This is a genomic window from Hymenobacter fodinae (genome assembly GCF_004745825.1).
Classification (GTDB): Bacteria; Bacteroidota; Bacteroidia; order Cytophagales; family Hymenobacteraceae; genus Hymenobacter; species Hymenobacter fodinae.
In genome coordinates this window covers 512,894-539,675 of record NZ_SRLA01000001.1, presented here as the reverse complement: position 1 = coordinate 539,675, position 26,782 = coordinate 512,894, and the positions used below count along the sequence as shown (strand labels likewise).

Here is a 26,782-nt window from a genome sequence, read left to right as displayed (position 1 = left end):
GCAAGTTCCCCTGCCAGCCGCCCGAAACTTCTGTTTCCGGCGGCTGGTTAGGTATATTGTAGGCCTCTTGGCCCCTCCCCCTTGCTTTTCCTATGATTCAATTCGAAGAATTCACGCTTTCTAACGGCCTGCGTTGCATTGTGCACGAAGACCACAGCACGCCCATGGCGGTGCTGAACATTTTGTACAATGTAGGCTCCCGCGACGAAGACCCCGCCCACACCGGCTTTGCCCATTTGTTTGAGCACCTGATGTTTTCGGGCTCGGTAAACATTCCCAGCTACGACGAGCCCCTGCAGATGGTGGGCGGCGAAAACAACGCCTTCACCTCCCCCGACATTACCAACTATTACCTCACGCTGCCCGCTGCTAACCTCGAAACCGGCTTCTGGCTGGAATCGGACCGTATGCTGAGCCTGGCCTTCTCGGAGAATGGCTTAGAGGTGCAGCGCAAAGTGGTGGTGGAGGAATTCAAGCAGAATTACCTTAACCAGCCCTACGGCGACGTATGGCTGAAGCTGCGCCCCCTGGCCTACCAGCAGCACCCATACCAGTGGGCCACCATCGGTAAGGAGGTTAGCCATATTGAAGACGCGACTATGCAGCAGGTGCGCGACTTCTTCGCTAAGCACTACTCTCCTTCTAATGCCGTGTTAGTGGTTGCTGGCGCTGTAACCCGCGCCGAGGCGGAGCGCCTAGCCGAGAAGTGGTTTGGTCCCATTCCGGCCGGCACCCGCTATGAGCGGCAGTTGCCTCAGGAGCCCCGCCAGACTGAAGCCCGCTTTCTGGAAGTGCAGGCCGACGTGCCGGTTTCGGCGCTCTACAAAGTATACCACATGCCCGGCCGTGGCGATGCCCGCTACTATGATGTTGACCTGCTCAGCGACGTATTGGGCCGGGGGAAATCAAGCCGCTTGTACCAGCAACTGGTGAAGGAGCACCCTCTGTTTAACGCCATTTCGGCCTCGGTTATGGGCTCCCTAGAGCCAGGCTTGCTGGTAGTGAGTGGTAAGCTGAACGCCGGAGTCTCGCTGGAAGAAGCTGATGCCGCCGTAGAGCAGGTAGTTGCCCAACTGCGCGAAGAACTGGTAGCGGAGCAAGAGCTGGAAAAAGTGAAAAATCAAGCCGAAGCCAGCATTGTGTTCAGCGAGATTGAGCTCTTGCACCGGGCCATGAATTTGGCCTACAGCAAACTTCTAGGCGACGCTGACTTAGTAAACCAAGAAAGCGCCAAGGTGCAGGCCGTTACTCCCGAGCGGGTGCGAGCTGCCGCCCAAGAGGTCCTTCGGCCCGACAACTGCAGCACCCTATACTATCGGGCCCAGCCTAAATCTGTCGTTGAGAATGAAGAGTCTCCGGCACTAGTCACGGAAGCTGGTAGCTAGCTTTTGTATTTCAATAAAGGCCTAGGCCACTACAGAAATAAAAAGAGCCCGACTACTTCAGAAGTAGCCGGGCTCTTTTTTATGAGGATTGCCTAGAGAGTAGCTTACCAGCCGCTACCACCACTGCCCCAGCCGTCATCGGCCTTTTTCTTGGCAGGAGCAGCTTTCTTAACTGGAGCAGCCGCTTTGGTTGATGTTGCCCCGGCGTTCTTAGTGCCAGCTGAAGCCGCAGCCGCCTTGGGGGCAGCTGGCTGCGTTGCTACTGGAGCGGGCTCGGGCTCCGGAACCGCTACTGGAATAGGAGCGGGTGCTGGCGGAACTGGATCTTCGGTACGTACTGAGCGACGCACATAAGGCGCCCGTGGGCGGCCCCGATAGTCAGTGGTAGGACGACGTGAAGGAGCTGCCGTAAACCCAGGCGCAATGCTGGCCCCGATAGGCTGAGGAGCATCGGCCCCGCCCATGGCGGCACCACCCCCAGCGGCAGACCCCGTGGCACCACCCCAGCCACCAGCCGCCTCAGCGCCCGCCGGAGCAGTAGGTGTAGCCGCCGGAGCAGTTGCTGGCGTTGTAGGCGCAGCCTGCGCTGCTGGAGCTACGGCCTTCTTAGTGGTGGTTTTCTTGGCCGGCGCCGGAGCGCCCCAGCCGTCAGAAGAGCCCCACCCATCGGAGGACTTTTTAGACTGAGCCTGGGCGGAAGAAGCCACCAGTACCCCGCCTACCAGAAGTATCGGAAAGAAGAAACGAGTCATCGAAATTGCCAATTGAGGGATTGAAGCTGCAAGTTACGGTAGCCTAGGCAGGTCAGGAAATTATGCCTCCCGGATTTTTCTCCTAAACGCGCAGATTTACTAGAAGTTCCTGTGGGCCACCATCAGACCGAGAGAGAGCACTGTCAACGACAAGCAATGCACTTCAGTATTCCACAAGCGAGCATTTTGCACTAAAATTTCTTTCGATAGCCAATACTTCAACTTGTTGCTGTTCTCCCCCGCTTAACTAGGTTGAGACTCAGCTCTTAGTTTACTGTTGGCTACGCCAGCGTTACCCCAGCTTTCTAGGCCAGTTCCCGCCTACAATATTGTACACTACTAGTGGGTAAGGCTTACGCTTAGCATTGAGCGCCAATGGTTTCAGGCTGAATAATATGACCATCATCCAGCCTGAAATCCATTGATACCGTATCCGGTTGGCTAACGCCGTTTTTTAGTGGCAGGCTTAGCAGGAGCAGCAGGTGTGGCCCCCGCCGAAAACGTGTTAATAGTGGTGCTAGGCCGAGCAGGTTTCTTTTTCAAGGGTCGCCCCATGTAGTCGGTAGTGGGTGGGCTGGGCATGTTCAGGCGCATACCCGGGGCCAGCTTCAGGTTTTCTTCGTCTCGCCGCGCCGAGCGGTCGTAGCGCGCATAGGCCCCCGACCGCGCCCGGTTATACGTGCTCTTCTTTCTGGTTTGCTGCGCTTGGGCGGGAGTAGCTAAAAAGGCAAACAGCGCCAAGGCGCCCATCCAAGAAAGTACATGCGTTTTCATAAGCGGTGAGATAATGCGTGAGAAACTGGTTACTGCGTGAGTCTCCACATACGACAATGGCCCGGTCACGGATGAATGACCGGGCCATTCTAGGCCACTTAGTGCAAGCCGCTTAGCATATACTTACCACTGCGCCGCTACAGAGCCAGCCGTAGTGGTTGCGGCTCGGGTATCGGCAGCAGAAGTTTTCCGCAACGGACGGCCCTGGTAGTCGGTGCTGACGCCGCGGTAGGGTGCCGTGTTCATGCCCGGCGCAATTTGCACACCGGATGAATGCATCATGGGGTCATCGGACACTACCGCTACCGAGCGCGGCCGCATCGATTTAGGCTTGGCCACGGGCCGACCATTATAATCGGTGCTGGTGCCTCGGTACGGAGAAGAGCTCATGCCCGGAGCCACTAGCACGCCCGAAGAACGCATCATCGGGTCAGCATCAGGGGCAGTAGCGGCCGTTTCCCAGCCGGTTTCTGTAGGAGGCGTGTTCCAGGTTTCGAGCGTAGGCCACTCGGCTTCGGCAGTGGGGCGCGCGGCCGGTGCCACGCTGGAGTTGGCAGGCTTGTTTGGCTTGGCGTTGGTTTGAGCTTGAGCAGTGGGCGTGCTGAAGAAGGTAGCCGTTACGACGGCCGCAAGCAGAAAACGTTTCATGGAAGGAAGAACCAAAAGAAGGAAACACTTCACCCGGTACATCCGGGCCCGACAGTAGCCGGCCGACGGGTGGCGCCCCACGTTCAGCCCCAATTGCCACTTGTACTCAACACTAGGCAGCAACCGTACCAACTTTTCAGCGACCTAGGCCACTCCACAAAATGGGCCCGGCAATTCATCGTCGCAACGCCTACCTTTGCAGTATTATGCAGGACAACATCGCGCGGCTGCGGGCCGAAATCGAAGCGTACGACGTAACCACCCCGGAACAGCTGGACCAGTTCCGGATTGCTTTCACGGGCCGTAAAGGTCAATTGGCGGATCTGTTTGACCAGCTCAAAACGGTACCACAGGAGCAGCGCAAAGCTGTTGGGCAAGAGCTCAACCAGCTCAAGCAGCAGGCCCTGGCCCGGTTTGAGCAGCGCCAGCAGGAGCTAGAGGCTGCTACCGCAAATGCGCCCGCCGACCCAACCTTTGACTACACCCTGCCTACGGTACCCAATGCGCTGGGTACGCGCCACCCTTTGAGCTTGGTGCGCGAAGAAATTGTGCGCATTCTGGCCCGCATTGGCTTCAACGTAGCCGAGGGCCCCGAGATTGAGGACGACTGGCACAACTTCACGGCCCTCAACTTCCCCGAGAACCACCCCGCCCGCGACATGCAGGACACCTTCTTCGTGCGCCGCACCCCCGGCGAGCAGGAGTGGGTACTGCGCACACATACCAGCCCAGTGCAGGTGCGCGTAATGCAGACCCAGAAGCCACCCATCCGCAGCATCATGCCCGGCCGCGTATACCGCAACGAAGCCATTTCGGCCCGGGCCCACATGATGTTCCATCAGGTAGAGGCGTTGTTCGTGGATGAGAACGTAAGCTTCGCCGACCTGAAGCAGACCGTGTACCACTTCGTGCAAGAGCTGTTCGGTGATGATATAGAGGTGCGCTTCCGCCCATCCTTCTTTCCCTTCACTGAGCCCAGTGCCGAAATTGATATTACTTGCCTGATCTGCAAGGGTAAGGGCTGCAATATCTGCAAGCACACCGGCTGGGTTGAAATTGGGGGCTGCGGCATGGTGGACCCCGCCGTGCTAGAGCAGTCGGGCATCGACCCGGAGCGCTACAGCGGCTATGCCTGGGGCATGGGCATTGAGCGCATTACCATGCTCAAGTATCAGATCAAAGATCTGCGCCTCTTCACGGAAAACGACCTGCGCTTCCTGCGTCAGTTTGAGGGCGTGCAGTAGGCCTATTGGTCTAGCTAAATACTATCGGAACAGCTCTCCTCTGCCTGACAGAAGAGAGCTGTTCTTTTTGTGTTCAACTTAAACCATTGAGCGGCGTTTTCTCTTCTCCTGCTACCGCTGCCCACAGCTCATCTTAGCTAGTGGCCTAGAGCACTATACTTGGGCGCGGTTCCGCTTCGTTTAGGCCAGTGCGCGTACTCTACTTTCTTATGCTTCAAAGCCTGTCTACTTCCTTCCGCACACTATCATTGGGAGGTGCATTAGCCCTGTCGGCACTGCTGGCAGCTTGCAACAACTCCAACGATGCCCAACCCCAGATTCCGCTGGCGGCAGTGAATGAGTTGGTGGTGCTAACCGACCAAAAGAACAGCAACCTGCGTTTTGATAACGGGGCCGTGTATATTAATGGCGGTGTAAAGGGCATTATTGTGGTGCGGCAAAACGCTTCTAGCTACTTAGCCTTTGAGCGCAACTGTCCCTATCAACCGCTTGATACGTGCGCCCGGATAAAAATTGACCCATTTATCCGGCTCTACGACCCCTGTTGTAAATCGCAGTTTAGCTTCCAGGGGCAAGTGCAAGGCGGGCCGGCCACGAGAAATTTACGACAATACAACACCGCTCTCTCCGGCAACCTCTTGACAATCACCAACTAAAAAAAACAGGTTATTTTTTTAGTTAATCATGTTTGGAGCTTCAAAAACTTTGCTCTAATATTGCACCAGCAACGGCAAAAAACGCCGCCATAACCGCTTCCTTAGCTCAGCCGGTTAGAGCATCTGACTGTTAATCAGAGGGTCCCTGGTTCGAGCCCAGGAGGGAGCGCACAAGCCCGGTAAACGACTTCACCAGTCATTTACCGGGCTTTTTCTTTGCCCTATATGTGCTTGCCCCGTATTCCTAACTCGCTACTCAATCGCCCGATTGGAGCTGAAATGTTAGCTATCTTGAGCTGACCACTTCCATCCTCTTCGCTTGCGTGTTATGAGTCAGTTTATTTCCCGCCGAGATGCCTTGCGTAGCACGGCACTGCTCGGCGCTACTTCCCTGCTTGGCTTTGATTCCGCTAGTGCCACCAACCCAGCGCAACTGCCTAAAGGCAAAACGCCTCCGTTAACTCCCGCCGAAATTGCCAGTATTGAAGCGGCCATGGGCAAGAAGGGCACCTACGTAGAGGCCCAGGCCACTCACAGTACCGCGCTGCCGCGCAACGACTTGAAGATGAAAATCAAGGGGGAGCCGGTGCCTATTCCATTTGGTTTTGGGGGTTGGGCCGCCATCAAGCATACGCTAGACGGAAAATCGGCGATGCTCATGAGCGACACGGTGCTGCTGCAGGAAGAAGTGGCTCCGCTTATGTCGGCTGCGCTGGCTAATGGGCTGGAAATTGGGGCCGTGCACAACCACTTTTTCTACGAGGAGCCTCGCATTTTCTACATGCATATCCATGGCATGGGAAGCCCGGCCGAACTCGCCCGTAAGTTTGCCGCTACGCTCAAAGACTCGAAGCTGCTGCCGGCCAACCAGCCCCCAAGTCCGCCAGCCTCCGCGTCGCAGGCTGGCAACACAGCTACGCCCGCTGCCGGAGCTACCCCCACCGGCAAAGAGCTATTCGACTTACCCGCGCTAGACAAGATAACCGGCTACCAAGGCACGGTAAATGGCCCCACCTACAAGTACACCGTGGGCCGTGATGATCTGCAGGTGGTTATGATGAACACGGAAATGACGGCCGCCATTGGTCTAAACTCCTGGGCTTCGTTTGCCGGCAAACAAGCCGATGCCCATATTGCCGGCGACATTGCCATGCTGGAGCACGAAGTAAACCCCGTTATTAAGGCTCTGCGCGCCCATAACCTCGAAGTGGTAGCCGTGCATAACCACATGCTCTTCGACCAGCCCCATATGATGTTTTTGCACTACTACGGACGCGGGCCGGCAGCACAGCTAGCTACTGGGTTTCGGGCGGCCCTAGACCAACTAGGCAAGTCGCAGCACCCAGTTGGCATGGAAGGTATGAAGCATTAAGGCATGGCTAGGCCAGTTGAGGAAGTGACTTTCACCAACTGGCCCGTGGCTCCTCTATAACCCGCTGCACACGAATGAGTACTAGGGTACGCACCTTTTCGTACTTGGAAGCAGCATGGAACTTGACGCCGGCAGCGCTCCTCAGGCGCTCAGCCCCTCCCCCACCTACTGGCTCACGCGCTTTGTACTTCTGCGCCTGCTCGGGGCGCTTTATGCGGTTGCCTTTCTGGTAGCTATCAATCAGATTGTGCCGTTGATTGGCTCCCACGGCCTGCTACCGGTCGGGAATTACCTGCAGCAGGTAGCTAGTGCCTATGGCTCGGAGGGGGCAGGGTTCTGGCGGTTGCCTTCCGTGTTCTGGCTCAATCATTCTGATGCGGCCTTGCTCACGGGGGCTTGGATAGGCCTAGGGCTTTCCTGCGTGGTGGTGGCCGGCTACGCCAACGCGCTGCTCCTGACGGTGCTGTGGTTGCTGTATATGTCCTTCGTGCACGTAGGCCAGGAGTGGTACGGCTACGGTTGGGAAATTCAGCTGACGGAAACCGGTTTCCTCGCCATTTTCCTATGCCCGTTGCTCGACCTGCGCCCTTTCCCGCGGTACGCGCCCCCCAAGCCTATTATTGTGCTGTTCCGGTGGCTGAACTTCCGGATTATGCTCGGGGCGGGCTTGATTAAGCTGCGGGGTGATGAAGTCTGGCGCAACAGCACGGCCCTCTACTACCATTTCGAGACCCAGCCGATACCGGGTCCGCTGAGCCGGTGGTTTCACTTTCTGCCGCGACCCTTACTGCAAGTAGGCGTGTGGTTTAACTGGCTGGCCGAAGTGGTAGCGCCTTTCTTCGTGTTCGGGCCCCGCCTGGCCCGGCATATGGCGGGCGTGGTCATCGTATTGTTCCAGCTCAACATTATCGTCAGCGGCAACCTCTCCTTTCTCAACTGGCTGACCATTCTGCCAGCACTGGCCTGCTTTGATGACGGGTTTTGGGCCCGGCTTCTCCCGAAGCAATTAGTGCAACGGGCCGCAGCCGCGGCGGAGCAGGCCGAAGAATCTCGCCCCATGCGCACCACGGCGTGGGTGGTAACGGCGCTCATTGCCATCCTGAGCATTCAGCCGGCCCTGAACATCGTCTCGCCGGGGCAAATTATGAATACTTCCTTCGACCCCTTCGATTTAGTGAATACCTACGGCGCCTTTGGCTCGGTGGGGCAGGAGCGCCTGAACGTGGTGTTTGAGGGTACGATGGATGAGAAACCCGATGAGCAGGCCCGCTGGAAGCCCTACCTCTACAAAGGCTTACCGGTGGCCCTCGACCAGCGGCCGCCGCAGATTGCGCCCTACCAGCTGCGGCTAGACTGGCAGATGTGGTTTGCCGCTATGTCGTCGCCGGCGCAGTACCCCTGGACGCTTAACCTGGTCTGGAAACTCCTGCACAATGACCCGGGGGCAGTCAGCTTGTTTCCGCAGAATCCCTTCCCCGAGCGGCCACCGCGCTATATCCGGGCGGTGCGCTACCGCTATACGTATGCAGAGCCAGGCAATGCCCAGGGAAGGTGGTGGAACCGGGAGCCGGTTGACATTTGGCTGCCGCCCCTATCCGCCGACGATCCGCGACTAGCGGAATTCATTAAGAGCGCGGGGTGGGCTCCGTAAACTGTACAGCCGCCTGACTGGCCTAGAGGCCATGTAGGGTTAGGCGAGGAGCTAGTACCTTCGAGCTTCTTCTGCCCTGGCCGCCAACAATAGCAGCATGCCGCTTTGGTAGCGGTAGTTGCTAGGCAATCGTGCTTCCTCTCCTTGCTAACGGCTTGCATTCTGTCGTTTGCAGGTTGGTGAGTGATGCGCTAGGCCAGGTAAACGTGCTATTGTCTTTATGCGCCGCTCCCTATTGCTTCCTTTGCTCGTGCCCTTCTTACTTGCCACGGGCTGCACCCACACTACCCCCGCCCGTACCGCAGGAACGGAAACGGCTAACCTGAACCACGTGCTGGAAACCATGAAAATTGCGGTGCCGCCGTCGGCCAACCGCATTGCCTCCTTCACCAACAAAGAGGCCGCCTACTACTGCGCGCAGACCCACGAGGTAACGCACCCCGAGTACAGCTGGTTTGAGGGGATGAACGTGGCGAAAAACCGAGTATTTGGCGGCTACGACCTATTCGTGGGCAACCAACTCCTCGATAACCGCACGGCCAATGTGGTGGTGTACCCTGAGAAACTAGTGCGCCAGCACGGCCCTGGCCTAGAAGAACAGCTCTGGCTTTTCGACCATAAGAATCTGCTGGAGATTGATCTGACCGGCGCCACCCAGCCGGTAGGCATCCAGCTCAAGGGCGACAAAGTACGCTTCCTGCGCCAGCAGGGCGATGTAGCCTTATTCTCGGCGCGGGAAGGCAACTACCTGATTGCCGTAGCCTCGCGCCAGCCGCAGGCAATTACGTTGCAAGACCAACGCGTAGTAGCCGCCGGCGAAGGCTTTTTGATTGCCGTAGGGAAAGATGCAACGGAGGCTGTTGCCCTAATTGCGGAAGGACGGCGCAACAGCGCGACCCTAAAGCAGGCGCGGCGGCAGCGCCTCCGGGAGTACCTGCAAACCAACGCCTACCTCACCTCCAGCAACGACTCGCTGACGCAGGCCCTGCGTTGGCTGGCCATTACCACCGACCAGTTGGTGACCCGCCAGCAGGGTGACGGCATTTACGCGGGCTTGCCTTGGTTCAACGAATACTGGGGCCGCGACGAGTTTATTTCCTTCCCGGGCGCCATTCTGGTAACGGGGCAGTTTGCCACGGCCCGCCAGATTTTGCTCTCCTTCGCTAAGTATCAGCAGCTTGATGCCTCCTCGAAGTACTTCGGGCGGGTGCCGAACATCGTCAACCCCAGCAACATCGACTACCACACCACCGATGGTACGCCGCGGTTTGTCATTGCCCTGCAGGAATACGTGAAGTACTCCGGCGACACCTCATTGGTGCGGCAACTGTACCCCAACGTGCAGGCAAGCATTGCGGGCTCGCTCAAGCACTGGGTTGATGAGAAGGGCTACCTCCTGCACGAGGACAACGAGACCTGGATGGATGCCCGCGACGCCAAGCTAGTGGCCTACACCCCGCGGGCAAGTCGTGCTAATGACATTCAGGCGCTGTGGTACGAGCAGCTGCGGGCGGGCGCCTACTTTGCGGCTTACATGCAGGATGCGGCGCACCAGCAGCAGTGGGAGCAGCTGGCCCAGCGGGTGAAAAGTCACTTCGCCCAGGATTACCGCAACGCCCAGCACGACTACCTAGCCGACCGGCTCGACAAGCAGGGCAAGGCCGACTTCACCCTACGCCCCAACCAGCTCTTCGCCTTTGACTTGGTAAACGACCCCGCCTTCACCCGGCAGGCCCTGCGCGAAACCTGGACCGAGCTAGTGTACCCCTGGGGCGTAGCCACCCTCGACCGCCACGACCCACAGTTTCACCCCTACCACCTGGCTCCGGAGCTTTACCACAAGGATGCCGCCTACCACCGCGGCACCATTTGGCCCTGGCTAAACGGCATTGCCATGCAACGGATGCTGGAAGCGGGCCAAGTAGAAACGGCCTATACCCTCTTTGCCAACTCCAACCGGCAGGCCCTGACGCAGGGCGTGGTAGGCGGCCTCAGCGAAAACTTGGATGCCTATCCCCGTCCGGGCCAGACCTGGCCTAAGCTGACCGGGGCCTACCTGCAAGCCTGGTCCAACGCTGAGCAGCTCCGGGTGTGGTATCAGTATTTCCTTGGCATCCGGCCCGATATGGCAAACCGCCAACTGACCCTAGCGCCCCAATTGCCTAAGGCCATTGAGCAGCTGCAGTACAACTTCATGGTTGGTAAGAGCCGAATTACAGCCGAGTACCAAGCGTTGCCAACCCCTACCCACACCTACCATTTCAACGACCTTGCTACTACAGCAGTGGTGGATGTACTACCCTTCGAGCCCATTCGGGTAGAGGTGAAGCCGGGCTCCGTGTTGACGGTCACGTATTCGACTCAGCAACTGACTCTGCAGGTGCGGGATGAAGGGGGCAAGATGCTTACCGAGCGTAAGGCTAGCCCTTCTGCTGCGCGGCAGGCCCAGCAACAGCAAAACGACCGTGCGCTAGCCGAGGTAGAATTTACTCGGCCGTTGCCACTTAGCACCCACCCCGTTATTAAGCAGAGTAAAAAGTAGGCTGCTCATAGCGAATCAACGGTTTGCTACTTCCTGCGGGCAGCAGGAGGTAACAACCTGACCAGTTTCTTCACTTGCTAAGAGGCCTAGAAAGGTGGCCTACAGCAAGAGCAGATGTAGGCCGTATCTCAGCAGTAAAAGGGGGTCAGCAACACCTTACGCTAACCTTTTGGCTTGAGCCAGAGTATGCTTAAAGACGCTGCCCACGGTGAGCAGCCTTTTGTATACTCTCCCCTTGCTCCTATGAACAACCTGCGCCTACCACTACTCTTCCTCATTGTACTGTTCACCTTTTCGCTGAGCAGCTGCGACGCCATCGGTACCATTTTTAAGGCAGGTGCCTGGACAGGCCTCATCGGCGTGTTCCTGGTTGTGCTGCTACTGTGGTTTATTGTCAATAAGCTCCGCCGCCGGCCCTAGCATCGTCCTAGGCCACCTACGGCGCTAAAAAAGCCCCCACAGCTACTGTGGGGGCTTTTTTAGCGCCGTAGGTGGCCTAGGTTACTTAGCCTTGCTGGGCATGGTACCGATGATGTGGTCCCAGAGGGTGCTCGATACACCGAAGGCAATTTCATCTTGGCGGTAGTGGTGCTGGGCATGGTGGGTCCACCACACTTTCAGGAAGTTTTTTGGTGGCGCGTACACGTGAATGGCGTAGTGCACAAACAGGTACAGCGCGTAACCGAACACGAAGCCCGCCAGAATACCAAATACCGCGTTACCGAACGTGAAGCGGAAGATGAAGAACAGCAGCGAGGTCACGAATACCGTGATGATGGGCGGCATGGCCAACCGAGTCTTGTCTTTAGGGAACTCGTGGTGCACGCCGTGCATGGTGTATTGAAACTTAGCCCGACCTGGCGTGGTGGCCGGAATGTGGTACAGGTAGCGGTGCATGGCATACTCCACGAACGTGAACATAAACCACCCTACCAGAAACAAGCCAAACGCCGAAGCCCCCGTAATAAAGCCCCGCGTAATGCCATAATACAGGCTCACGCAGGCCGTGATAATAAAGATGGACGTCGGCAGCGCAATGTGCGTGTGCGACAACCGCTCCAGCACCGGGTTCTTAAACAGCTGTGCCGAGCCCTTATGCTTGGGCTTAATGGCATCAGGCGTTTTAACCGGAGTTACTTTTACTTCAGGTTCAGAAGCTTCGGAAGTGGAGTTCATACCAAGGCAGAAATGATGAGGACGCAAAAATAGTCATGCTTGCGCAAACGTCGGTCCAGAACCCCAGGAGAACTAGACGGCGGCGTTGTAACGCTCTACCAACTGCCGCACAGCCTCTACCGAGCAGGCAGGAGCTGCACAACAGAGTGGTGCGCGGTCGTAAAACTGCTGACGGGCAGCCAAGGTTTCAGCTAAACGCGTTTCTAATGCCGCTGCATCGGGCAGGGCCGCTAACAATGGTCGGCTGGCGGCCTGCCGCTGCAGGCGCCGCACCAACTCCGACACGGGTACTGCCAGATATAAAGTCAGGCCGCTTTCTAGCAGCACCTCCAAGTTGTGATGAAAGCAAGGCGTGCCGCCTCCGGTCGATAACACCAAGTCAGGCAACTCCGCAATAAGGTCGCGCAATACTGACGCTTCCCGTTCCCGGAAGTATTCTTCTCCATCCTGAGCAAAAATGTCAGGAATAGTACGCTGCTCCCGGCGCACAATTTCCTGATCCAGGTCGCGGAATGGCACTTCGTATGCCGTGGCCAAGGCCCGGCCTAGAGTGGTTTTGCCCGCGCCGGGCATGCCGATCAGGTGGAGGCGCATAGGTGGAGAAAGCAATAGTGGGGAAATGGGAAGCCTGATATTGAGAGTGGCCTAGCGGGCAGTTTACTCGGCTTACCCCAGCTTCACGCGGGGGTCGATGAAGGCGTACAGCACGTCTACCACAATATTCACCAGCACGAAGAGCGCTGCAATAAAGATAGTGGCGCCCATCACAACTGGGAAATCCAGGTTTTCAACGGCCCGCAGGGTCACGGTGCCTAAGCCTTTCCAGTTGAAGATGTACTCAATGAAGAAGGCGCCCGCCATCAGAGAGGCCAGCCAGCCCGACACGGCCGTGATAACCGGGTTCAGAGCATTTTTGAGGGCGTGGCCTACCACCGTGCGGTAGCCCGAAAGTCCCTTGGCCCGCGCCGTCCGGATGTAGTCCTGGCTCATCACGTCGAGCATAGAAGAGCGGGTAAGCTGCACGATAACGGCCAGGGGCCGAATACCCAGCGCAAACGCGGGCAGCAGCAGATTGCGCAATACCAAGTGGCGACCAGTAAACGGATCGGTTTCGTAGAGCTGGCCGGTGAGGTTGAGGCCGGTCCAAGAGCTCCAATAGAACCCAAAGGTGATGGCAATGAGAATTGCCGCCACAAACGACGGCACGGAAATGCCCAGCACCGAAGTAGAGACCAGCAGACGATCAAGCCAAGAGTGAGGCTTGAGGGCCGCTACTACGCCCAGTGCTATGCCCAGCACAGCCGCAATCAGCATGGCAGCCACGGCCAGCCAGAGCGTGCCCGTAAAGTGGTCGAGTAGGATGCTGAGCACCTCTTTATTGCTTTGGAAGGAGCGACGCAGGTAAGGCGTTTTAAGTACCAGCGCTTTCTGGCCCAGCGGCAGCAGCGTAACGCCGCCGTACTTAGCCACGCCCGCCGAGTCGCGGGGGTGCAGGCCTAGCGGCGATACATCGTTGAGGTAGCCGGCTAGTTGGGCAGGCAGAGGCTGATCGAGGCCTAGGTCGGCGGCAATGGCGGCGCGGGTGGCCGCATCGGAGCGCTGACCGGCTAGCAGGGCTACCGGGTCGCCGGGCAACACGTTAAACAGGAAAAATACCGTGAGGGCCACGCCCACCAGCACCAGCGCGCCCTGCCAGAGACGACGCAGCACAAACCCTAGTATCCGGCTCACAGCTTGCTCTCCAGTTCCCCTTGCGTGGGAATGTCGTGATAGTGATACTTCCCTTTCACCACGCCGTTTTGCAGTAGCACAAAGCCCGGGTTAGAGCGAATCATGGATTTCAGCACGGTAGCATCGGCGAAGTAATAGGGGGCAGCCAGGTTTACGTCGTGTCGGTAGGAGTCGAAGGCGGCTGGGCTGCTGCTAGTAATTACCAGCGGCGTCAGGGGCTTCTTCGACTTAGCCGCGGCCTCCAGCAACTTATTGATGTCTTTAAACCGGTCACGGTCGGCAGTAGCCACATCCTGCACAATCAGGATCAGCTTGTTACCCTGCAGCACTTCCTGAGTGTGGTCCTTGCCATCGCTATCAAACACCGAGAAGTCAGTGATGACAGGTTTGGACGTGAGGGGGTTCAGCACCTCCATGCTCTTGTACTTCCAGGTCGAGTCGGTGGGGTATTCAGAGAACGTCTTGGTTTCGCCGTTGCGCTCCATCACGTACTGGTACTTAGCGGCCTCCTGGGGCTTCATCAGCTTACCAATGTCGTTGCCAACTTTATAAGGCAGGAAATCGAAGTAGGGTAAGTGGCCTAGGGCCCGCACGCCAATGCCAATGGCTACGGCCGAGGCAATAGTGATGTACATCACGCCCAGCGTGCCCTTGGCAAACACCCGGCGCAGGTAGCGCATGTTAAAGAACACCACTGCCCACAAGAGCAGCAGGAACATGTCCTTGGCAAACGAAGTCCAGGGTGTGAGCTTGATAAAGTCGCCGAAGCAGCCGCAGTCGGTTACTTTGTTGAAAGCCGCGGAGTAGAAGGTCAGGAACCCGAAAAACACCAACAGGCCTAGCAGCACCAGCAGTGTTTGACGCAGCATCCAGCGCAGCAGCACAGCCACGCCCAGCACCACTTCCAGAGAGCTGAGCACAATGCTCAGGGTGCGGGAATGCGGGATAAATACGTGAAAGAATGAGCCAATGTCTTTGCTAAAAACCTCAAAATACTCTTCCAGCTTGAGGGCGGTGCCCACGGGGTCATTGAGCTTCACCAGCCCCGAGAAGATAAACACCACTCCCAGCAGCAGCCAGCAGATACGGGTAATTTGTTTCATGTAGAACGTGCTTCTTGAGGAGCTTAACGACTTGAGTGCATAAAAGTAACGGCATCCTGGGGTAGTGGCTGCACGGGGCAGCGCCGCACCCGCCTAGGCGGCACGCGTTGTTACGAGGCAAGGTCAGACGCCGCCCTGAGGAAGACAAATATTTATACTCCAGGGTGCGCTAGGCCACTACACTTTCTCCTCCGCGAAGCCTTTTTTGATCAGGACAAATACGGCGTAGTTAAGCATGTCGCGGTAGTTGGCCTCCACCCCTTCCGACACCCGCGTGAGGCCGTGCAAATCTTCAATCTGCTTGGTGCGGTGCAGCTTCATCAGGATGATATCCGTGATGCTCTCTACGCGCATCTGCCGCCACGCCTCGCCGTAGTCGTGGTTTTTGACGAACAGCAGTTGGCGGTTGGCCTCCACTTGTGCATCGTAGGCTTGGGCCACGGCTTCGGGCTCCAAGTCCAGAGGCGCGTCGGCGGGCAGGCCTAGCTGCATGAGGGCGATGATGCAGTAGTTGATGATGGCTACAAACTCCTCCTCTACCCCATCGGCCACCAGCTGGGTGCCCTTCTCTTGAATGCTGCGGATGCGTTGGGCTTTGATGTAAATCTGGTCGGTGACGGAGGGCAAACGCAAGATGCGCCAAGCCGTTCCGTAGTCGTGGGTTTTGGCCAGAAACAGCCGGCGGCACTGTTCAATTACCCGGTCGTACTCGTGCTGGGTTTGATTCTCCAAGTTTTTCAGCCTAATTTGTTGGGAAACGGCATTTACTATCTTTTTGCCTACTCCTGACGCTGGAAGCATCCTATCCGGTCAGCCCGAGTCGTTGCTACGGTAGTCGTTCCAGGATGGTAAGATCCGGCGTCGCCGCTTCGGGCGGAGATGGCTCAGGATGACAGAGAGAACAGCTTCAATTTGCATAGAAACCATGCTCCAGGCCCCGCAAGATACGTGTTTTTCCCCCAGGCAAACCCTGCGTTGCCCGGGTGGGCGCGTGCTGGATTTGCGCCGGCCACAGGTGATGGGCATCCTCAACCTCACCCCCGATTCCTTCTTTGCCGGTAACCGGATTGGGGCCGAAGATGAGCTGCTGCGCCGCGCTGAGCAGATGCTAGGCCAGGGGGCCGCCATCCTTGACTTGGGTGGCTACTCCTCCCGTCCCGGCGCCGAAGACATTTCCGTTGACGAGGAAATGCACCGCTTGCTGCCCGCCGTGGCGGCCGTGCGCCGGGCCTTTCCCGAAACGTTTATCTCCGTCGATACCTTCCGGGCTAGTGTGGCCGAAGAAGCCGTAGCCGCCGGCGCCGACATTCTCAACGATATCAGCGGTGGCCAGCTTGATGCGGAGTTGCTGCCCACCGTAGGCCGCCTGCAGGTGCCCTACATTCTGATGCACATGCGGGGCACGCCCCAAACCATGACCCAGCTCACGCACTACGACGATGACTTGGTGCTCGAGCTGGTACGCTACTTCCGCGACAAGCTGACGGAACTGCGCCGCCATGGTGTAACCGATGTGGTGCTGGACCCTGGCTTTGGCTTCGCTAAAACGCCCAAGCAAGGCCATGAGCTGCTGCGCCGCCTACAGGAGCTGCAAGTTCTAGGCCTGCCAGTGCTAGCGGGGCTGTCCAGAAAAAGCATGGTCTACAAGCCGCTAGGCCTGTCGGCGGATGCGGCGCTGGCCGGCACTGTTGCTGTGAATACCCTGGCGCTGGTCAACGGGGCCCGGATTCTGCGCGTACACGATGTAGCCGAAGCTGTGCAAACTGTGCAGCTGGTATCTAACACTTTCCCACCCTTCTCCCCGTGATTGGCTCCTTCACCGTCGGCTTCCTGCGCATAGGCTGGGTAGACGTCATCGACGTGCTGCTGGTCACGGTGCTGTTCTATCAGCTGTATAAACTGCTGACGGGAAGTGTGGCGCTGAAGATTTTCCTGGGCTTCATGTCCATCTACCTGCTCTATCTAGTGGTGAAAGCCACCGGCATGGAGCTGCTTACCAGCATTCTAGGCCAGTTCATGAGCGTGGGCGTGCTGGCGGGCATCATTCTGTTTCAGCAGGAAATCAGGCGGTTTTTGCTCACCATCGGGAAAGCTACGGCTCTGGATAGAGTGCGGGTATTTCCGTGGCGGCGCGAGGCGGCTTCAGAGCGCATGAACATTACCCCGTTTGTAGAAGCCGCCAAAAGCCTGGCCGGCAAGCAGACCGGGGCGCTCATTGCCTTCAGTATGGCTTCCGACCTAAAGTTTTTCGCCGACTCCGGCGACCTGATTGATGCCACCGTCAGCAAGCGCCTGCTCATGAGCATCTTCAACAAAACCAGTCCCCTCCACGACGGCGCCGTTATCATCACCCGCGGCCGCATTCAAGCCGCCCGCTGCATTCTGCCCGTGAGCGAAAACCCCGATGTGCCTGCCTCCATGGGCCTGCGCCACCGCGCCGCCATTGGCCTCACGGAGGTGACGGACGCCATTGTACTGGTAGTGAGCGAAGAAACCGGTCAGATTTCTCTGGTGCGCGGCGGCGAAGTATTTCGTAACCTAGCCTCCGCCGACCTACGCGCCCGCCTCAACGAGTTCCTGTTTGACGTAGCGCCCAAGCCCACAGCCTCTACGGGTTCTACGGCAGCGGAAGTAGCGGCGTAGGGCTACTCAGGCAGAAGTTCCTCCAAGTACATTTTAAGCCTCTTAAGCTCGAAGACTTTATCTAGATCTACGAGTAGAAGCCGATCTGCCAACCCGTGCTTGTGCAACACTAACTGTTCGCTTTTAAATGGTGCATCTTCCAGCCAATAGAAATCGGTTGAGAAGTCGATGGCCTCGGTTTTTAACGTCTCCCACGTTGTTGGCTGTACAGCTTGTAGTTGCCGTAGCGTTTCAGACCCGTAAAAATTAGCCAAGTATTGTACGGCTTTATCTGCTAGGCCTCTACAGTGAGTGGTCAACCAATAACAGTCGAAGTGTTGCGTCACGAATGTTATAAACTTTGCTCCAAAATCAGGGCGACGCGTGTTGCGTTTAGTCAACAATACACCATCTATATCAAGGTAAAGTCTTATCATATAGAAAAGAAGAGCCCACTCTCTTCGCAGAAAGTGGGTTCTCATTATGCAGGGAGGTTAGCAATTACGGCGTATTCGTTACTACTTGGCCGGCTTCGGGCTGCTGGGCGCTGCGGTCTTTAAGGGTGCCTAGCTCGCGGCCTACTTCAATGAAGGCGTTGATGGCCTTGTCGAGATGCTCGCGGGTGTGGGCGGCGGAGAGCTGCACCCGGATGCGGGCCTGGCCCTTGGGTACTACGGGGTAATAGAAGCCCACTACGTAGATGCCCTTGTCGAGCATTTTGGCGGCAAACTCCTGGGCCAGTTTGGCATCGTAGAGCATGACGGGCACAATGGGATGCTCACCGGGCTTGATGTCGAAGCCGGCGGCGGTCATCTTCTCGCGGAAATACTTGGTATTTTCTTCCAGTTGGTCGCGCAGCTGGGTGCTTTCCGTGAGCAGTTCCAGCACCCGCAGGCTGGCGCCTACAATAGCTGGGGCCAGCGTGTTGGAGAACAGATACGGGCGGCTGCGCTGGCGCAGCATGTCGATAACTTCTTTGCGGCCCGAGGTGAAGCCGCCCATTGCGCCACCGAGGGCTTTGCCCAGCGTGCCCGTGATGATATCGACGCGGCCTAGTACGTTGCGGTACTCGTGGGTGCCGCGGCCGGTTTTGCCGAGGAAGCCCATGGAGTGGCACTCGTCAATCATTACTAGGGCCTGGTACTTGTCGGCCAAGTCGCAGATTTTGTCGAGCTGGGCGATGGTGCCGTCCATAGAGAACGAGCCATCGGTAACGATGATACGGTGGCGTGTGCCTTTGGCCTGCGCATCCTGAAGCTGCTTTTCCAGGTCCGCCATATCGTTGTGGGCGTAGCGGTAGCGCTGGGCCTTGCAGAGGCGCACGCCATCAATGATGGAGGCGTGGTTGAGAGCATCGGAGATGATGGCGTCCTGCTCATTGAACAGAGGTTCAAATACACCACCATTGGCGTCGAAGGCAGCGGCGTACAGGATAGTGTCCTCGGTGCCCAGGAACTCGGCCAGTTTGGCTTCCAGCTGCTTGTGAATATCCTGGGTGCCACAAATAAAGCGCACCGACGACATACCGTAGCCGTGCGTGTCAATAGCTTCTTTGGCCGCTTTCACCACCTCGGGGTGCGAGGACAGGCCTAGGTAGTTGTTGGCGCAGAAGTTCAGCACCTCACCGGCTTCGGTGGTTTCAATTTCCGCGCCCTGTGGCGAGGTAATGATGCGCTCCTTTTTATAAAGACCGGCTTCCTTTATTTCCTGGAGCTGCTGCTCCAGATCGGGCTGAAGGGTGGCGTACATAATGGTGAGGTAGTGAAGTAGTAAACAGATGAGTTGGGATGGGAAAGTAAAAGTACGGCATCCGGCAAAAAAGAAAGGACTTTCTCCCAGTCAGGAGAAAGTCCTCTACGAATCCAGACGAACGATAAAGTTACTAGCCTTGCTAGGCCACTCTTCCTAACTTACCGCTGCCGCACCCACTCACGAATTGTTGACAAGGCGATGTAAGAGAAAATTGGCTGGGTCTTGCCCTCAACCGTGGGCCAGTGGGCTTCCGGAGCCTGAAACACATGGTTTACACCCTCAAACTTTTGCACCGTAACCGTACGGTTTGCCTTCAACCCTTTTTCTAATAGCGCTAGGTTGGTGGGAGCTACCTCCTCGTCGTCGAGACCTTGCAGCAGCAGTACGGGGCACTTCACATTGCTCAGGTACTGCTGAGGGTCGAAGCCAAGGTAGTTGCGGTACCAGGGAGTTGTGCGGCGGGCGGCCAAGGTGCGGGCCTGTGCCGGATCAAGATCTGCATTATCCTGGCGCATCATGTTAGCCACAATTGCTTGTACCTGGGCATTGTCGGGGTTTTGTCGCACAATTTCCAGCATAGCGTGCTCCCGCGATAGAGCCTTGGCCAGAGCGGTTTGCGCTTCCATTTTCTGGGTAAGCTGGTACTTGGCCAGGGCCGTTTCCACCTGGGCGGCATTGGCTCCTGAGGCTCGCATGCTTGCTACTTGCTGATCTAGGGCCTGCTGTGCCTTCAAGCGGCGCTTGCCCAGGGTTTGCGAGGTATCCGCGGAGGCTACCATGCGCTGCGCGGCCTGCTGGGTGGCTAGCAACTCACGTCCCACCTGCCCCGAAGCAGCCAGCGTTACTACGTAAGCAGGCGGCAGCGGCTGGGCTGCGGCTAACAGGCCTACGTTGCCGCCTTCGCCGTGCCCAATTATTCCGACCCGCGCGGCAACAATTTCGGGGCGCGTACGCAGGTATTGCATGGCCGCCTGCGCATCCTTCACCCGGTCGAGGGTAGTGGCAGCGTTGTTATCCCCTTCTGATTTGCCAACGCCTCGGTCATCGAACCGCAATACGGCAATGCCCTGCTCGCTCAGGTGCTCGGCCAGTAGCCGTAGGGGCTGATAGCCGCGCACGTTACCATCGCGGTTCTGTGCACCCATATCTGATATAAGTACAACTGCTGGGAACGGACCGCTCCCCTGCGGAATTGTTAATGTTCCGGCGAGCTGTAGCTTATCAATTGCGTTGGGAAAAGTAACTTCTTCGGTGCCGTATAGTGCACTTTGGGTTATTAGCACGGGCTTAGGGCCGGCAGTAGCCTGCATAACAGAGGTCAGCATGAGCCAGCCTCCTAAAACTACAGAACGAAAAACAGACATAAATTATAAAAAACAGGTGTGCGAAAGCCAAAGGCAAACTTCAGGAACAAAGGTAAAGTATAATTCCGGCCCTTACAGGAAGAACTTACGCTTTCGTGCCTGAAGTCTGTTCAGCCTCTGCTAATTAGCCTAGGGCAGCAGCACCTGATCGATGACGTGCACTACGCCGTTTGTGCACTGTACATCTGGTATCACCATAGCCGCGGGGGTAGTATTGCCCTTGCCTTGCACGGGTATTACTCCTTCAGCAAACGCTCCCAGTTTCAGTTCGCCACCTAGTGTGGGCAGGCGGCTATTGTCCTGCAGCTCGGGCGTGAAGGTGCCGCCGTTGTTGGCTACGTGGTTCAGCAATACAGCCGTTACAGTAGCCTGGGGCAGTTTTCGGATGTCGGCGGGCTGATTGAGGGCTACTCCCAGCCTACGGCCCAACTCTTGAAAAGCAGCATCGGTGGGAGCAAATACCGTGAACGACGGGCTGCCGGGCTTAGCCGTTAGGGCATCAGTGAGGTTGCAATAGAGCAGGGCTTCTACTAAGAACGTAAGCTCAGGCTTCACAAACACCTGCCCGTTTTTTAGTGCTAGCGCCGATTGCACAATGTCGGCGCCGGTGGCTAGCAGCACTTTATCAACGGGGTGCACTATGCCGTTAGCCGCTTTCACATCTAGAGCCAGCAGACGAGAACCATTCACGTAGAGGTTGCCGTCGCGGCTGATGATGCGGCGCGTGGGGCCAGCCAACGAAGCCGAGGTACTTCCCACTTTAAAGGTGCTGCTTTCTAAGCGCCCAGCAGCCGTGTGGTACAGCAAGGTGTTCGTGAGAAAGGGTTTCTGCAGGGCGAGCAGATCGGGGGCACTCGTGAGGCCCAGGCGAGCAAAGGCGGCATTGGTGGGGGCAAATACCGTGTACTCGGCGCCGCTGGTGGCCTTATTGGTAAGCGTAATGGCTACCCCACCCCGGATGGCGGCATCTTCCAGCACGCTGAAATCGTGGCCCGCCACGGCAATGTTGGCAATGGATGGTGCCACGTCTTCGCGCTGGCAGCTGGTAAGAGAAGAGGCGCTCAGGACTAGGCCAGTGAGCAAGATGGGGAAGAAGTGTTTCATGAAAAAAGTCAAAGCAACAGGTGTGGTTAAAAGAGCAGTACTCAGTTGTATTAAACTGATGCGCAATTAACGACCCTCTTCCCAAAATGGATTTACCCTCTACCAATCCGAATGAAGTGTTGGCCGCGTAAATGCGACGATTCACAGAAACGCTTCTGAAAACCCTCCGTTCTCCGGCAACATTTACCTCACTAACACACCATTTGCGCCCATTTTCTCATGAAACACATTTCCTCTTTTTTTGGTCTGACGGCGGGTTTGCTTCTTGCTTCAGGCACCACCGTTTCCGCCCAAAGTTTAGTGAGCGGTTTCATGTCGGGAAAGCACCACGGCTCCGTTGCCGTTTCCACTACCGCCGAGAACTACAAGCAGGTGTACCTCGTCCCGGAAAAAGTAAATATGGTACCGCTTTACCGGCAGATATTCGTAACGTCGGTAAACCTGTATGCTAGCTACGGCCTCACCGATAAGATCGACGCCGTTGTGAGCCTGCCCTACATCAAATCGGAGGGGCGCGCCGATGCACAAGTGGTACAGGACCTAGGTTTCCAGAACTCGCGCCAAGATTTCCAGGACCTCACCGGGGTGCTGAAGTTCAAGTCGTATTCCGGCACGGTGGGTAACTATATCGTCGACCTGCTGGGAGTGGTAGCCGTGAGTACTCCTATTAGCAATTACCAGTCGAATACTGGCCTAGACTACATTATTGCCATCGGCAACCGCGCCACCAAGGTTACTACGCTGGGTGTGATGCACGTAAAAACCGCCTCAGGAGTGTTTGCCACCGGGCAGGCTGGCTACAGTCTTCGCAGTGGCCTAGTGCCCAACGCTTTTCTGGCCGAAACCAAAGTTGGCTTTGCCGGTACTAAAATTTACGCCGAAGCGCTGGCCTCCTTCCAGAAATCAGATGAAAGCGGCACCGATATTTTGCAGCCAGGCTTCAACGGTAACTTCACCGCCACCCGGGTTGACTTTGTGCGAGTAGGCGTGAATCTGTTCCGCCCTCTGACCAAGGGATTAGGCGCCTCGGTAGGCGTAAGCTCTTATGTAGCTGGCCGCAACGTAGGCCAGTCCACGGGCATCTCGGGTGGGTTGTCCTACAACTTCTAAGCGCCGGCACGAGATACGAGAGGGTGCTGCTTATTCTCGCCTGAAAAACGCCTGCACTCCATCATGGCCACTGCTCAGGAGATCGTGCTTCTGGGTTTCTGAGAGGCGCCTGATCTTGGGGTTGTAGCCACGGGTGCTGATGCTGATGGTCCGCTCCCAGTCGCGGGGCTGGGCCGGGTTTAGGTTCTCAATGGCCACGGTGTACAGTGCACCCACATACGACTTCAAGTCGCCGACGGGGTAAGGAGCCAACTGCTGCCGGCCGTTGGGCAGGGTATCCAGCGCCAGCTGCGCGGGCCGGTCGAGGCGGAGGCCTAGCGTTTCGGGGTTGAAGATAGAGTCCGTGGTTGGAGCTTCCGGGTTGGTTCTCGCCGATAGGTAACGCTCGTCGTCAAACAGCCAGATGGGGTAGTTAGCCAGTAGGCCACCATCTACCAGTACATCTACTGCTTGCCCTTTGGCTGGGTGGCGCACTATGTGGCCCTGCGCATCGAGCAACACCGCTCGGAAGTAAAGCGGAATGCTCATGCTGATGCGCACAGCATCGGCCACCCGCAGGTCGGGGTGGGTTTCGTAGCTGAACACCTGGGTACGTTGGGTGGTTAGGTTAGTGCCGGTGGTGTACAGGTCGCGGTAGCGGGTGGGCTCTTGCTGAGCCAGAGCGTGCAACTGGCCTAGCGTCAGGTTGGGGCGCTGGGTTTTGCGGGCCACCAGGTGGTTGAGGTAACGGGAAAGTTCGTCGCCGCGGTACCACCCATACTGCTTCACGAGGCGGGTGCCACCTCCCAGAAACATCAGCCGCCCGTCGTTTAGTCGCTGAATGGGGGTGTGGTCAACCACGGCTATTATCTCCTGGGGTGAGTAGCTCACGGCCAGTAGTGCCGCCTGAATGGCGCCAGCCGAGGTACCGCCTACTCGGCGTAGGCCACTCAACACACCCTGCTTTTCCAGCTCGGCCAGGGCCCCGCCGTAGGCAATCCCCCGAATGCCGCCCCCTTCCATCACTAGGTTTCGGTACACGGGCGGGGTGGGCTGGGCTAACAGCGGCGAGGTACTACTTACCCAGAAGCACAGGCCTAGCAGCAAGGATACTAACGTAGAGGAAGGCATAATTGAGCTGGATAAGTAGATGGGCACAAGAGCCTGAATTGGGCGTTCTAAGAAAGGGATACCTAGCTCCGCCGGAAGGTTGTATGGGCAATAGCACCTTTCCGCGCTAGCAGTGCCGGACTCTACCTCGGCAGAACCATTTTGCCCCGTTATCTTTGTAGCCCCCATCCACCCACACCCTCCTTTTTCAGCCTTATGCAGTCTACCACCCCCAGCGATACAATACTGGTTATCGGAGCCGGCGGCCAGCTTGGTTTAGAACTTACCCACGAGCTGCGCCAGATGTACGGTGCCTCTAACGTGGTGGCCGCCGACGTGCGGGCGCCCCAACACCCCGAGGCGCAGGAGGCTGGCCCCTTTGAATTGCTGGATGTGCTGGATAAAGCCCGGCTGGAGGAAGTGATGCGCCAGTATAAGCCCAAGCAGGTGTACCACCTGGCCGCTTTGCTTTCGGCCACGGCCGAGAAGAATCCCAAGTTTGGGTGGCAGCTGAACATGGATGGCCTGTTTCATGTGCTGGATGCGGCCGTGGACCTGGGCGTACAGCAGGTATACTGGCCTAGCAGCATTGCCGTGTTCGGCCCTGATACGCCCCGCGAGAATACACCCCAACTCACCGTCATGAACCCCAACACGGTGTATGGCATCAGCAAGTTGGCTGGTGAGCAGTGGTGCGAGTGGTACTTCCGCAAGCACGGCCTGGATGTGCGCAGCCTGCGCTACCCTGGCCTCATCGGCTACAAGAGCCTGCCCGGCGGCGGCACCACCGACTACGCCGTGGACATCTACCACAAAGCCGTGGCCGGACAGGCCTACGAGTGTTTCCTGGAGCAGGACACCTACCTGCCCATGATGTACATGCCCGATGCCCTCAAAGCTACCCTGGACCTGATGCACGCCCCCGCCGATAACATTAAGGTGCGGAGCAGCTACAACCTGGGCGCCATGAGCTTCTCGCCCGAGGAGATTACGCGTAGCATTCAGCGCCACTACCCCGATTTTCAGGTAACCTACCGCCCCGACTCGCGTCAGCAGATTGCCAACTCTTGGCCCGCCAGCATCGACGACTCCAAGGCCCGCCAAGACTGGGGCTGGCAGCCGCAGTTTACCCTGGATAAAATGACCGACGACATGCTGCTGCACTTAAAGCAGATGGAAACTCTGGCGGTTTAGTAACAACTCTCGTTTTTCCGCGCTACTCTTCATGCTGGAAATGCTATATGATCTAGGCCGCTTTGTACTAAACGGCGCACTAGCGTGGCTAGGATTATGGCTCAAGCTACTTTCGTGGCAGCGCGATGGGGGATTAACTGGTGATGCCATTTTACCGCCTCAGCCAGGCTGGCGGCAGCTGCGACAACGGTACGAGAGCAAGCAAACCATGCCTGGTATGGAAACGCTGCCTCTAGCCCGGATTGGTAATTTCCGACTCGGGGAATTACTAGACATTGGGTTCGAAGTAAACGCCGTACTTCTCCGTAATCGGTTTGGGTTTTCCACTGGCATGGTACGCATCCCTTATGAAGACTTGCAGTTGCTACGGGCACCGGAACGGTTTCAGGTCACGCGCTTCAGCGAGCCAGAATTTAGCCCCGGTTTGTTTATGGCAGGCGGTGTTGAGATTGAACTACAGGCGTATTGGGCCGACCAACTACTGAAGCACATGGCCGCCGCGCCCGTGGCCTAGGCAAATCCTTTTTGCGTAAAGACCCAGCCCCGCCCCATACGGCGGGGCTTTCTGCTGCTGTAGGCCACCCAAATCTGCGAACCTCTGCGTCTGCTTTGCGTTCCTCTGCGGGAAACTGGTACCGCATATTCCCATGATTGTCAACCACACCCCCGCCGGCTGGCAGATTATCTATCAGCAAGCCCACGGCCTGCTGGCCACGCAACTAGCCTGGCACTGGCAGCCCTTCGGTGATTCTGAAAAGTGGGTGGGCCTGCTGGCCGCTATTGCCCAGCACGACGACGAACAGGCAGAATGGACGGGGCACTACGGCCTCACCCCCGCGGGGGCACCGGCTAATTTCACCATGAAGGAGTTTTCCCTGGAGCAGGCTACAGGCGTAATCAAGGCTGCTCGTTTTCAGGGGCGGTGGCGCAGTCTGCTCACCAGCCTGCACCTGAGCACGCTGTACGAAAGCCTGCGCGGCCAGAACCAGCAGACCGATGCCTTCCTGGACGAGCAGCAGGCCAAGCAAAAGCAGTGGCTGAAGGAGCTGAAAATCACCCACAAGGAAGCCCAGCGCTACTACGACCTGCTGCACTGGTGCGACCGGCTAAGTCTAATTCTGTGCCGGCAGGAGCTCCCCGAGATGGGTCGCAGCCTGGAAATCTACACCGGCCCCGATGGGCAGCGTTACGACGTGGTAGTACCCGAAGCCGGCGGCCCCGCCACCGTGCAGCCCTGGCCCTTCCGGGAAAAGAGCTTCACGGTAAGCGTAGAAGCTTCCACCCTGAGCCAGCTTCAATTTAAAGACGACGAGGAACTAGCGGCTGCCCTGCGCGCGGCCCCTATTGAGCTACTGACTTGGGAGTTCAAAAAATAGTGGCCTAGAATGAGTAAGCAAGTCCGTCATGTCGAGCTTGCCGAGACATCTCGCGTGCTGACGTTGTAGCGGTAATCAAACTGGCCTAAAACACCAACAGCACGTCATCCTGAGCTTGCGAAGGATCTTCTTAGGAT

25 protein-coding genes and 1 tRNA gene are annotated in these 26,782 nt (G+C 57.4%); 14 read left to right on the top strand and 12 right to left on the bottom strand.

All coding sequences use genetic code 11. The annotated features are described in order from the left end of the window. Nucleotides 1-92 precede the first annotated feature (92 nt). Nucleotides 93-1,385 carry a M16 family metallopeptidase gene (locus EU556_RS02295; protein WP_135430631.1) on the top strand — a complete coding sequence of 431 codons (1,293 nt, stop codon included), beginning with the start codon at nt 93-95 and terminating at the stop codon, nt 1,383-1,385. A gap of 104 nt (nt 1,386-1,489) precedes the next feature. Here the strand turns inward: EU556_RS02295 and EU556_RS02290 are convergent, their stop codons facing one another. From EU556_RS02290 to EU556_RS02280, 3 genes are all read right to left on the bottom strand, one after another. Then, nucleotides 1,490-2,137: a hypothetical protein gene (locus tag EU556_RS02290; protein WP_135430629.1), complete on the bottom strand. Its 648-nt coding sequence runs from the start codon at nt 2,135-2,137 to the stop codon at nt 1,490-1,492. 441 nt (nt 2,138-2,578) lie between these two features. Then, entirely contained in the window at nt 2,579-2,911 is a 333-nt protein-coding gene (locus EU556_RS02285) for a hypothetical protein (RefSeq protein ID WP_135430627.1), read from the bottom strand. 123 nt (nt 2,912-3,034) lie between these two features. Next, on the bottom strand, nt 3,035-3,559 hold the full coding sequence (locus EU556_RS02280) for a hypothetical protein (RefSeq protein ID WP_135430626.1): 525 nt from the start codon (nt 3,557-3,559) through the stop codon (nt 3,035-3,037). Between the two features lie 206 nt (nt 3,560-3,765). Between EU556_RS02280 and pheS the strand changes: the two genes are divergently transcribed. From pheS to EU556_RS25955, 7 genes are all read left to right on the top strand, one after another. Continuing rightward, on the top strand, nt 3,766-4,803 hold the full coding sequence (gene pheS / locus EU556_RS02275; RefSeq protein WP_135430624.1) for a phenylalanine--tRNA ligase subunit alpha: 1,038 nt from the start codon (nt 3,766-3,768) through the stop codon (nt 4,801-4,803). 209 nt (nt 4,804-5,012) lie between these two features. After that, on the top strand, nt 5,013-5,459 hold the full coding sequence (locus EU556_RS02270) for a Rieske (2Fe-2S) protein (protein ID WP_245327370.1): 447 nt from the start codon (nt 5,013-5,015) through the stop codon (nt 5,457-5,459). A 95-nt stretch (nt 5,460-5,554) separates the two neighbouring features. Continuing rightward, nucleotides 5,555-5,628 (top strand) — tRNA-Asn (locus EU556_RS02265). A 159-nt stretch (nt 5,629-5,787) separates the two neighbouring features. Beyond that, a complete protein-coding gene (locus EU556_RS02260) occupies nt 5,788-6,831 on the top strand; it encodes a DUF1259 domain-containing protein (RefSeq protein ID WP_135430621.1) in 1,044 nt (347 codons plus the stop codon). A gap of 115 nt (nt 6,832-6,946) precedes the next feature. Continuing rightward, nucleotides 6,947-8,482 carry a lipase maturation factor family protein gene (locus EU556_RS02255; RefSeq protein ID WP_135430618.1) on the top strand — a complete coding sequence of 512 codons (1,536 nt, stop codon included), beginning with the start codon at nt 6,947-6,949 and terminating at the stop codon, nt 8,480-8,482. Nucleotides 8,483-8,702: 220 nt separating this feature from the next. Further along, nucleotides 8,703-11,024, top strand: a complete 2,322-nt coding sequence (locus tag EU556_RS02250) for an amylo-alpha-1,6-glucosidase (protein ID WP_135430616.1) — start codon at nt 8,703-8,705, stop codon at nt 11,022-11,024. Between the two features lie 243 nt (nt 11,025-11,267). Continuing rightward, nucleotides 11,268-11,444: a hypothetical protein gene (locus EU556_RS25955; RefSeq protein WP_210116203.1), complete on the top strand. Its 177-nt coding sequence runs from the start codon at nt 11,268-11,270 to the stop codon at nt 11,442-11,444. Nucleotides 11,445-11,525: 81 nt separating this feature from the next. On the opposite strand, the gene EU556_RS02245 is transcribed toward EU556_RS25955, so the two are convergent. From EU556_RS02245 to EU556_RS02225, 5 genes are all read right to left on the bottom strand, one after another. Next, nucleotides 11,526-12,200, bottom strand: a complete 675-nt coding sequence (locus EU556_RS02245; RefSeq protein WP_135430614.1) for a sterol desaturase family protein — start codon at nt 12,198-12,200, stop codon at nt 11,526-11,528. A 72-nt stretch (nt 12,201-12,272) separates the two neighbouring features. Beyond that, entirely contained in the window at nt 12,273-12,794 is a 522-nt protein-coding gene (locus EU556_RS02240) for a shikimate kinase (RefSeq protein ID WP_135430611.1), read from the bottom strand. A gap of 72 nt (nt 12,795-12,866) precedes the next feature. After that, entirely contained in the window at nt 12,867-13,931 is a 1,065-nt protein-coding gene (locus EU556_RS02235; RefSeq protein WP_317128700.1) for an ABC transporter permease, read from the bottom strand. Further along, nucleotides 13,928-15,034, bottom strand: a complete 1,107-nt coding sequence (locus tag EU556_RS02230) for a BT_3928 family protein (protein ID WP_135430609.1) — start codon at nt 15,032-15,034, stop codon at nt 13,928-13,930. The genes EU556_RS02235 and EU556_RS02230 overlap by 4 nt, the downstream gene beginning before the upstream one ends. A 177-nt stretch (nt 15,035-15,211) precedes the next feature. Then, nucleotides 15,212-15,766 carry a DUF1599 domain-containing protein gene (locus tag EU556_RS02225; protein WP_135430607.1) on the bottom strand — a complete coding sequence of 185 codons (555 nt, stop codon included), beginning with the start codon at nt 15,764-15,766 and terminating at the stop codon, nt 15,212-15,214. Between the two features lie 193 nt (nt 15,767-15,959). On the opposite strand from EU556_RS02225, the gene folP reads away from it, so the two are divergent. Continuing rightward, nucleotides 15,960-16,841 carry a dihydropteroate synthase gene (gene folP / locus EU556_RS02220; RefSeq protein ID WP_135430604.1) on the top strand — a complete coding sequence of 294 codons (882 nt, stop codon included), beginning with the start codon at nt 15,960-15,962 and terminating at the stop codon, nt 16,839-16,841. Next, on the top strand, nt 16,838-17,677 hold the full coding sequence (cdaA, locus tag EU556_RS02215) for a diadenylate cyclase CdaA (protein ID WP_135430601.1): 840 nt from the start codon (nt 16,838-16,840) through the stop codon (nt 17,675-17,677). Before folP ends, cdaA begins: the two co-directional genes overlap by 4 nt. Before the next feature lie 480 nt (nt 17,678-18,157). Here the strand turns inward: cdaA and kbl are convergent, their stop codons facing one another. From kbl to EU556_RS02195, 3 genes are all read right to left on the bottom strand, one after another. Continuing rightward, entirely contained in the window at nt 18,158-19,405 is a 1,248-nt protein-coding gene (gene kbl, locus EU556_RS02205) for a glycine C-acetyltransferase (protein WP_135430596.1), read from the bottom strand. 161 nt (nt 19,406-19,566) lie between these two features. Then, complete coding sequence (locus EU556_RS02200; protein WP_245327478.1) at nt 19,567-20,718, bottom strand: alpha/beta hydrolase family protein; 1,152 nt, start codon at nt 20,716-20,718, stop codon at nt 19,567-19,569. Between the two features lie 183 nt (nt 20,719-20,901). Then, nucleotides 20,902-21,876, bottom strand: coding sequence for a fasciclin domain-containing protein (locus EU556_RS02195; protein ID WP_135430590.1), 975 nt, complete (start codon nt 21,874-21,876; stop codon nt 20,902-20,904). Between the two features lie 219 nt (nt 21,877-22,095). On the opposite strand from EU556_RS02195, the gene EU556_RS02190 reads away from it, so the two are divergent. Beyond that, on the top strand, nt 22,096-22,986 hold the full coding sequence (locus tag EU556_RS02190) for a hypothetical protein (protein WP_135430587.1): 891 nt from the start codon (nt 22,096-22,098) through the stop codon (nt 22,984-22,986). A 30-nt stretch (nt 22,987-23,016) separates the two neighbouring features. On the opposite strand, the gene EU556_RS02185 is transcribed toward EU556_RS02190, so the two are convergent. Next, the gene (locus EU556_RS02185) at nt 23,017-24,096 is read right to left on the bottom strand and encodes a patatin-like phospholipase family protein (protein WP_167855416.1); all 1,080 of its coding nucleotides are present in this window, start codon (nt 24,094-24,096) and stop codon (nt 23,017-23,019) included. A gap of 195 nt (nt 24,097-24,291) precedes the next feature. On the opposite strand from EU556_RS02185, the gene EU556_RS02180 reads away from it, so the two are divergent. From EU556_RS02180 to EU556_RS02170, 3 genes are all read left to right on the top strand, one after another. After that, nucleotides 24,292-25,269: an NAD-dependent epimerase/dehydratase family protein gene (locus EU556_RS02180; RefSeq protein WP_135430581.1), complete on the top strand. Its 978-nt coding sequence runs from the start codon at nt 24,292-24,294 to the stop codon at nt 25,267-25,269. Nucleotides 25,270-25,486: 217 nt separating this feature from the next. Continuing rightward, nucleotides 25,487-25,783: a hypothetical protein gene (locus tag EU556_RS02175; protein ID WP_135430578.1), complete on the top strand. Its 297-nt coding sequence runs from the start codon at nt 25,487-25,489 to the stop codon at nt 25,781-25,783. A 133-nt stretch (nt 25,784-25,916) separates the two neighbouring features. Then, nucleotides 25,917-26,645 carry a DUF3891 family protein gene (locus tag EU556_RS02170; protein ID WP_135430576.1) on the top strand — a complete coding sequence of 243 codons (729 nt, stop codon included), beginning with the start codon at nt 25,917-25,919 and terminating at the stop codon, nt 26,643-26,645. Nucleotides 26,646-26,782: the final 137 nt, after the last annotated feature.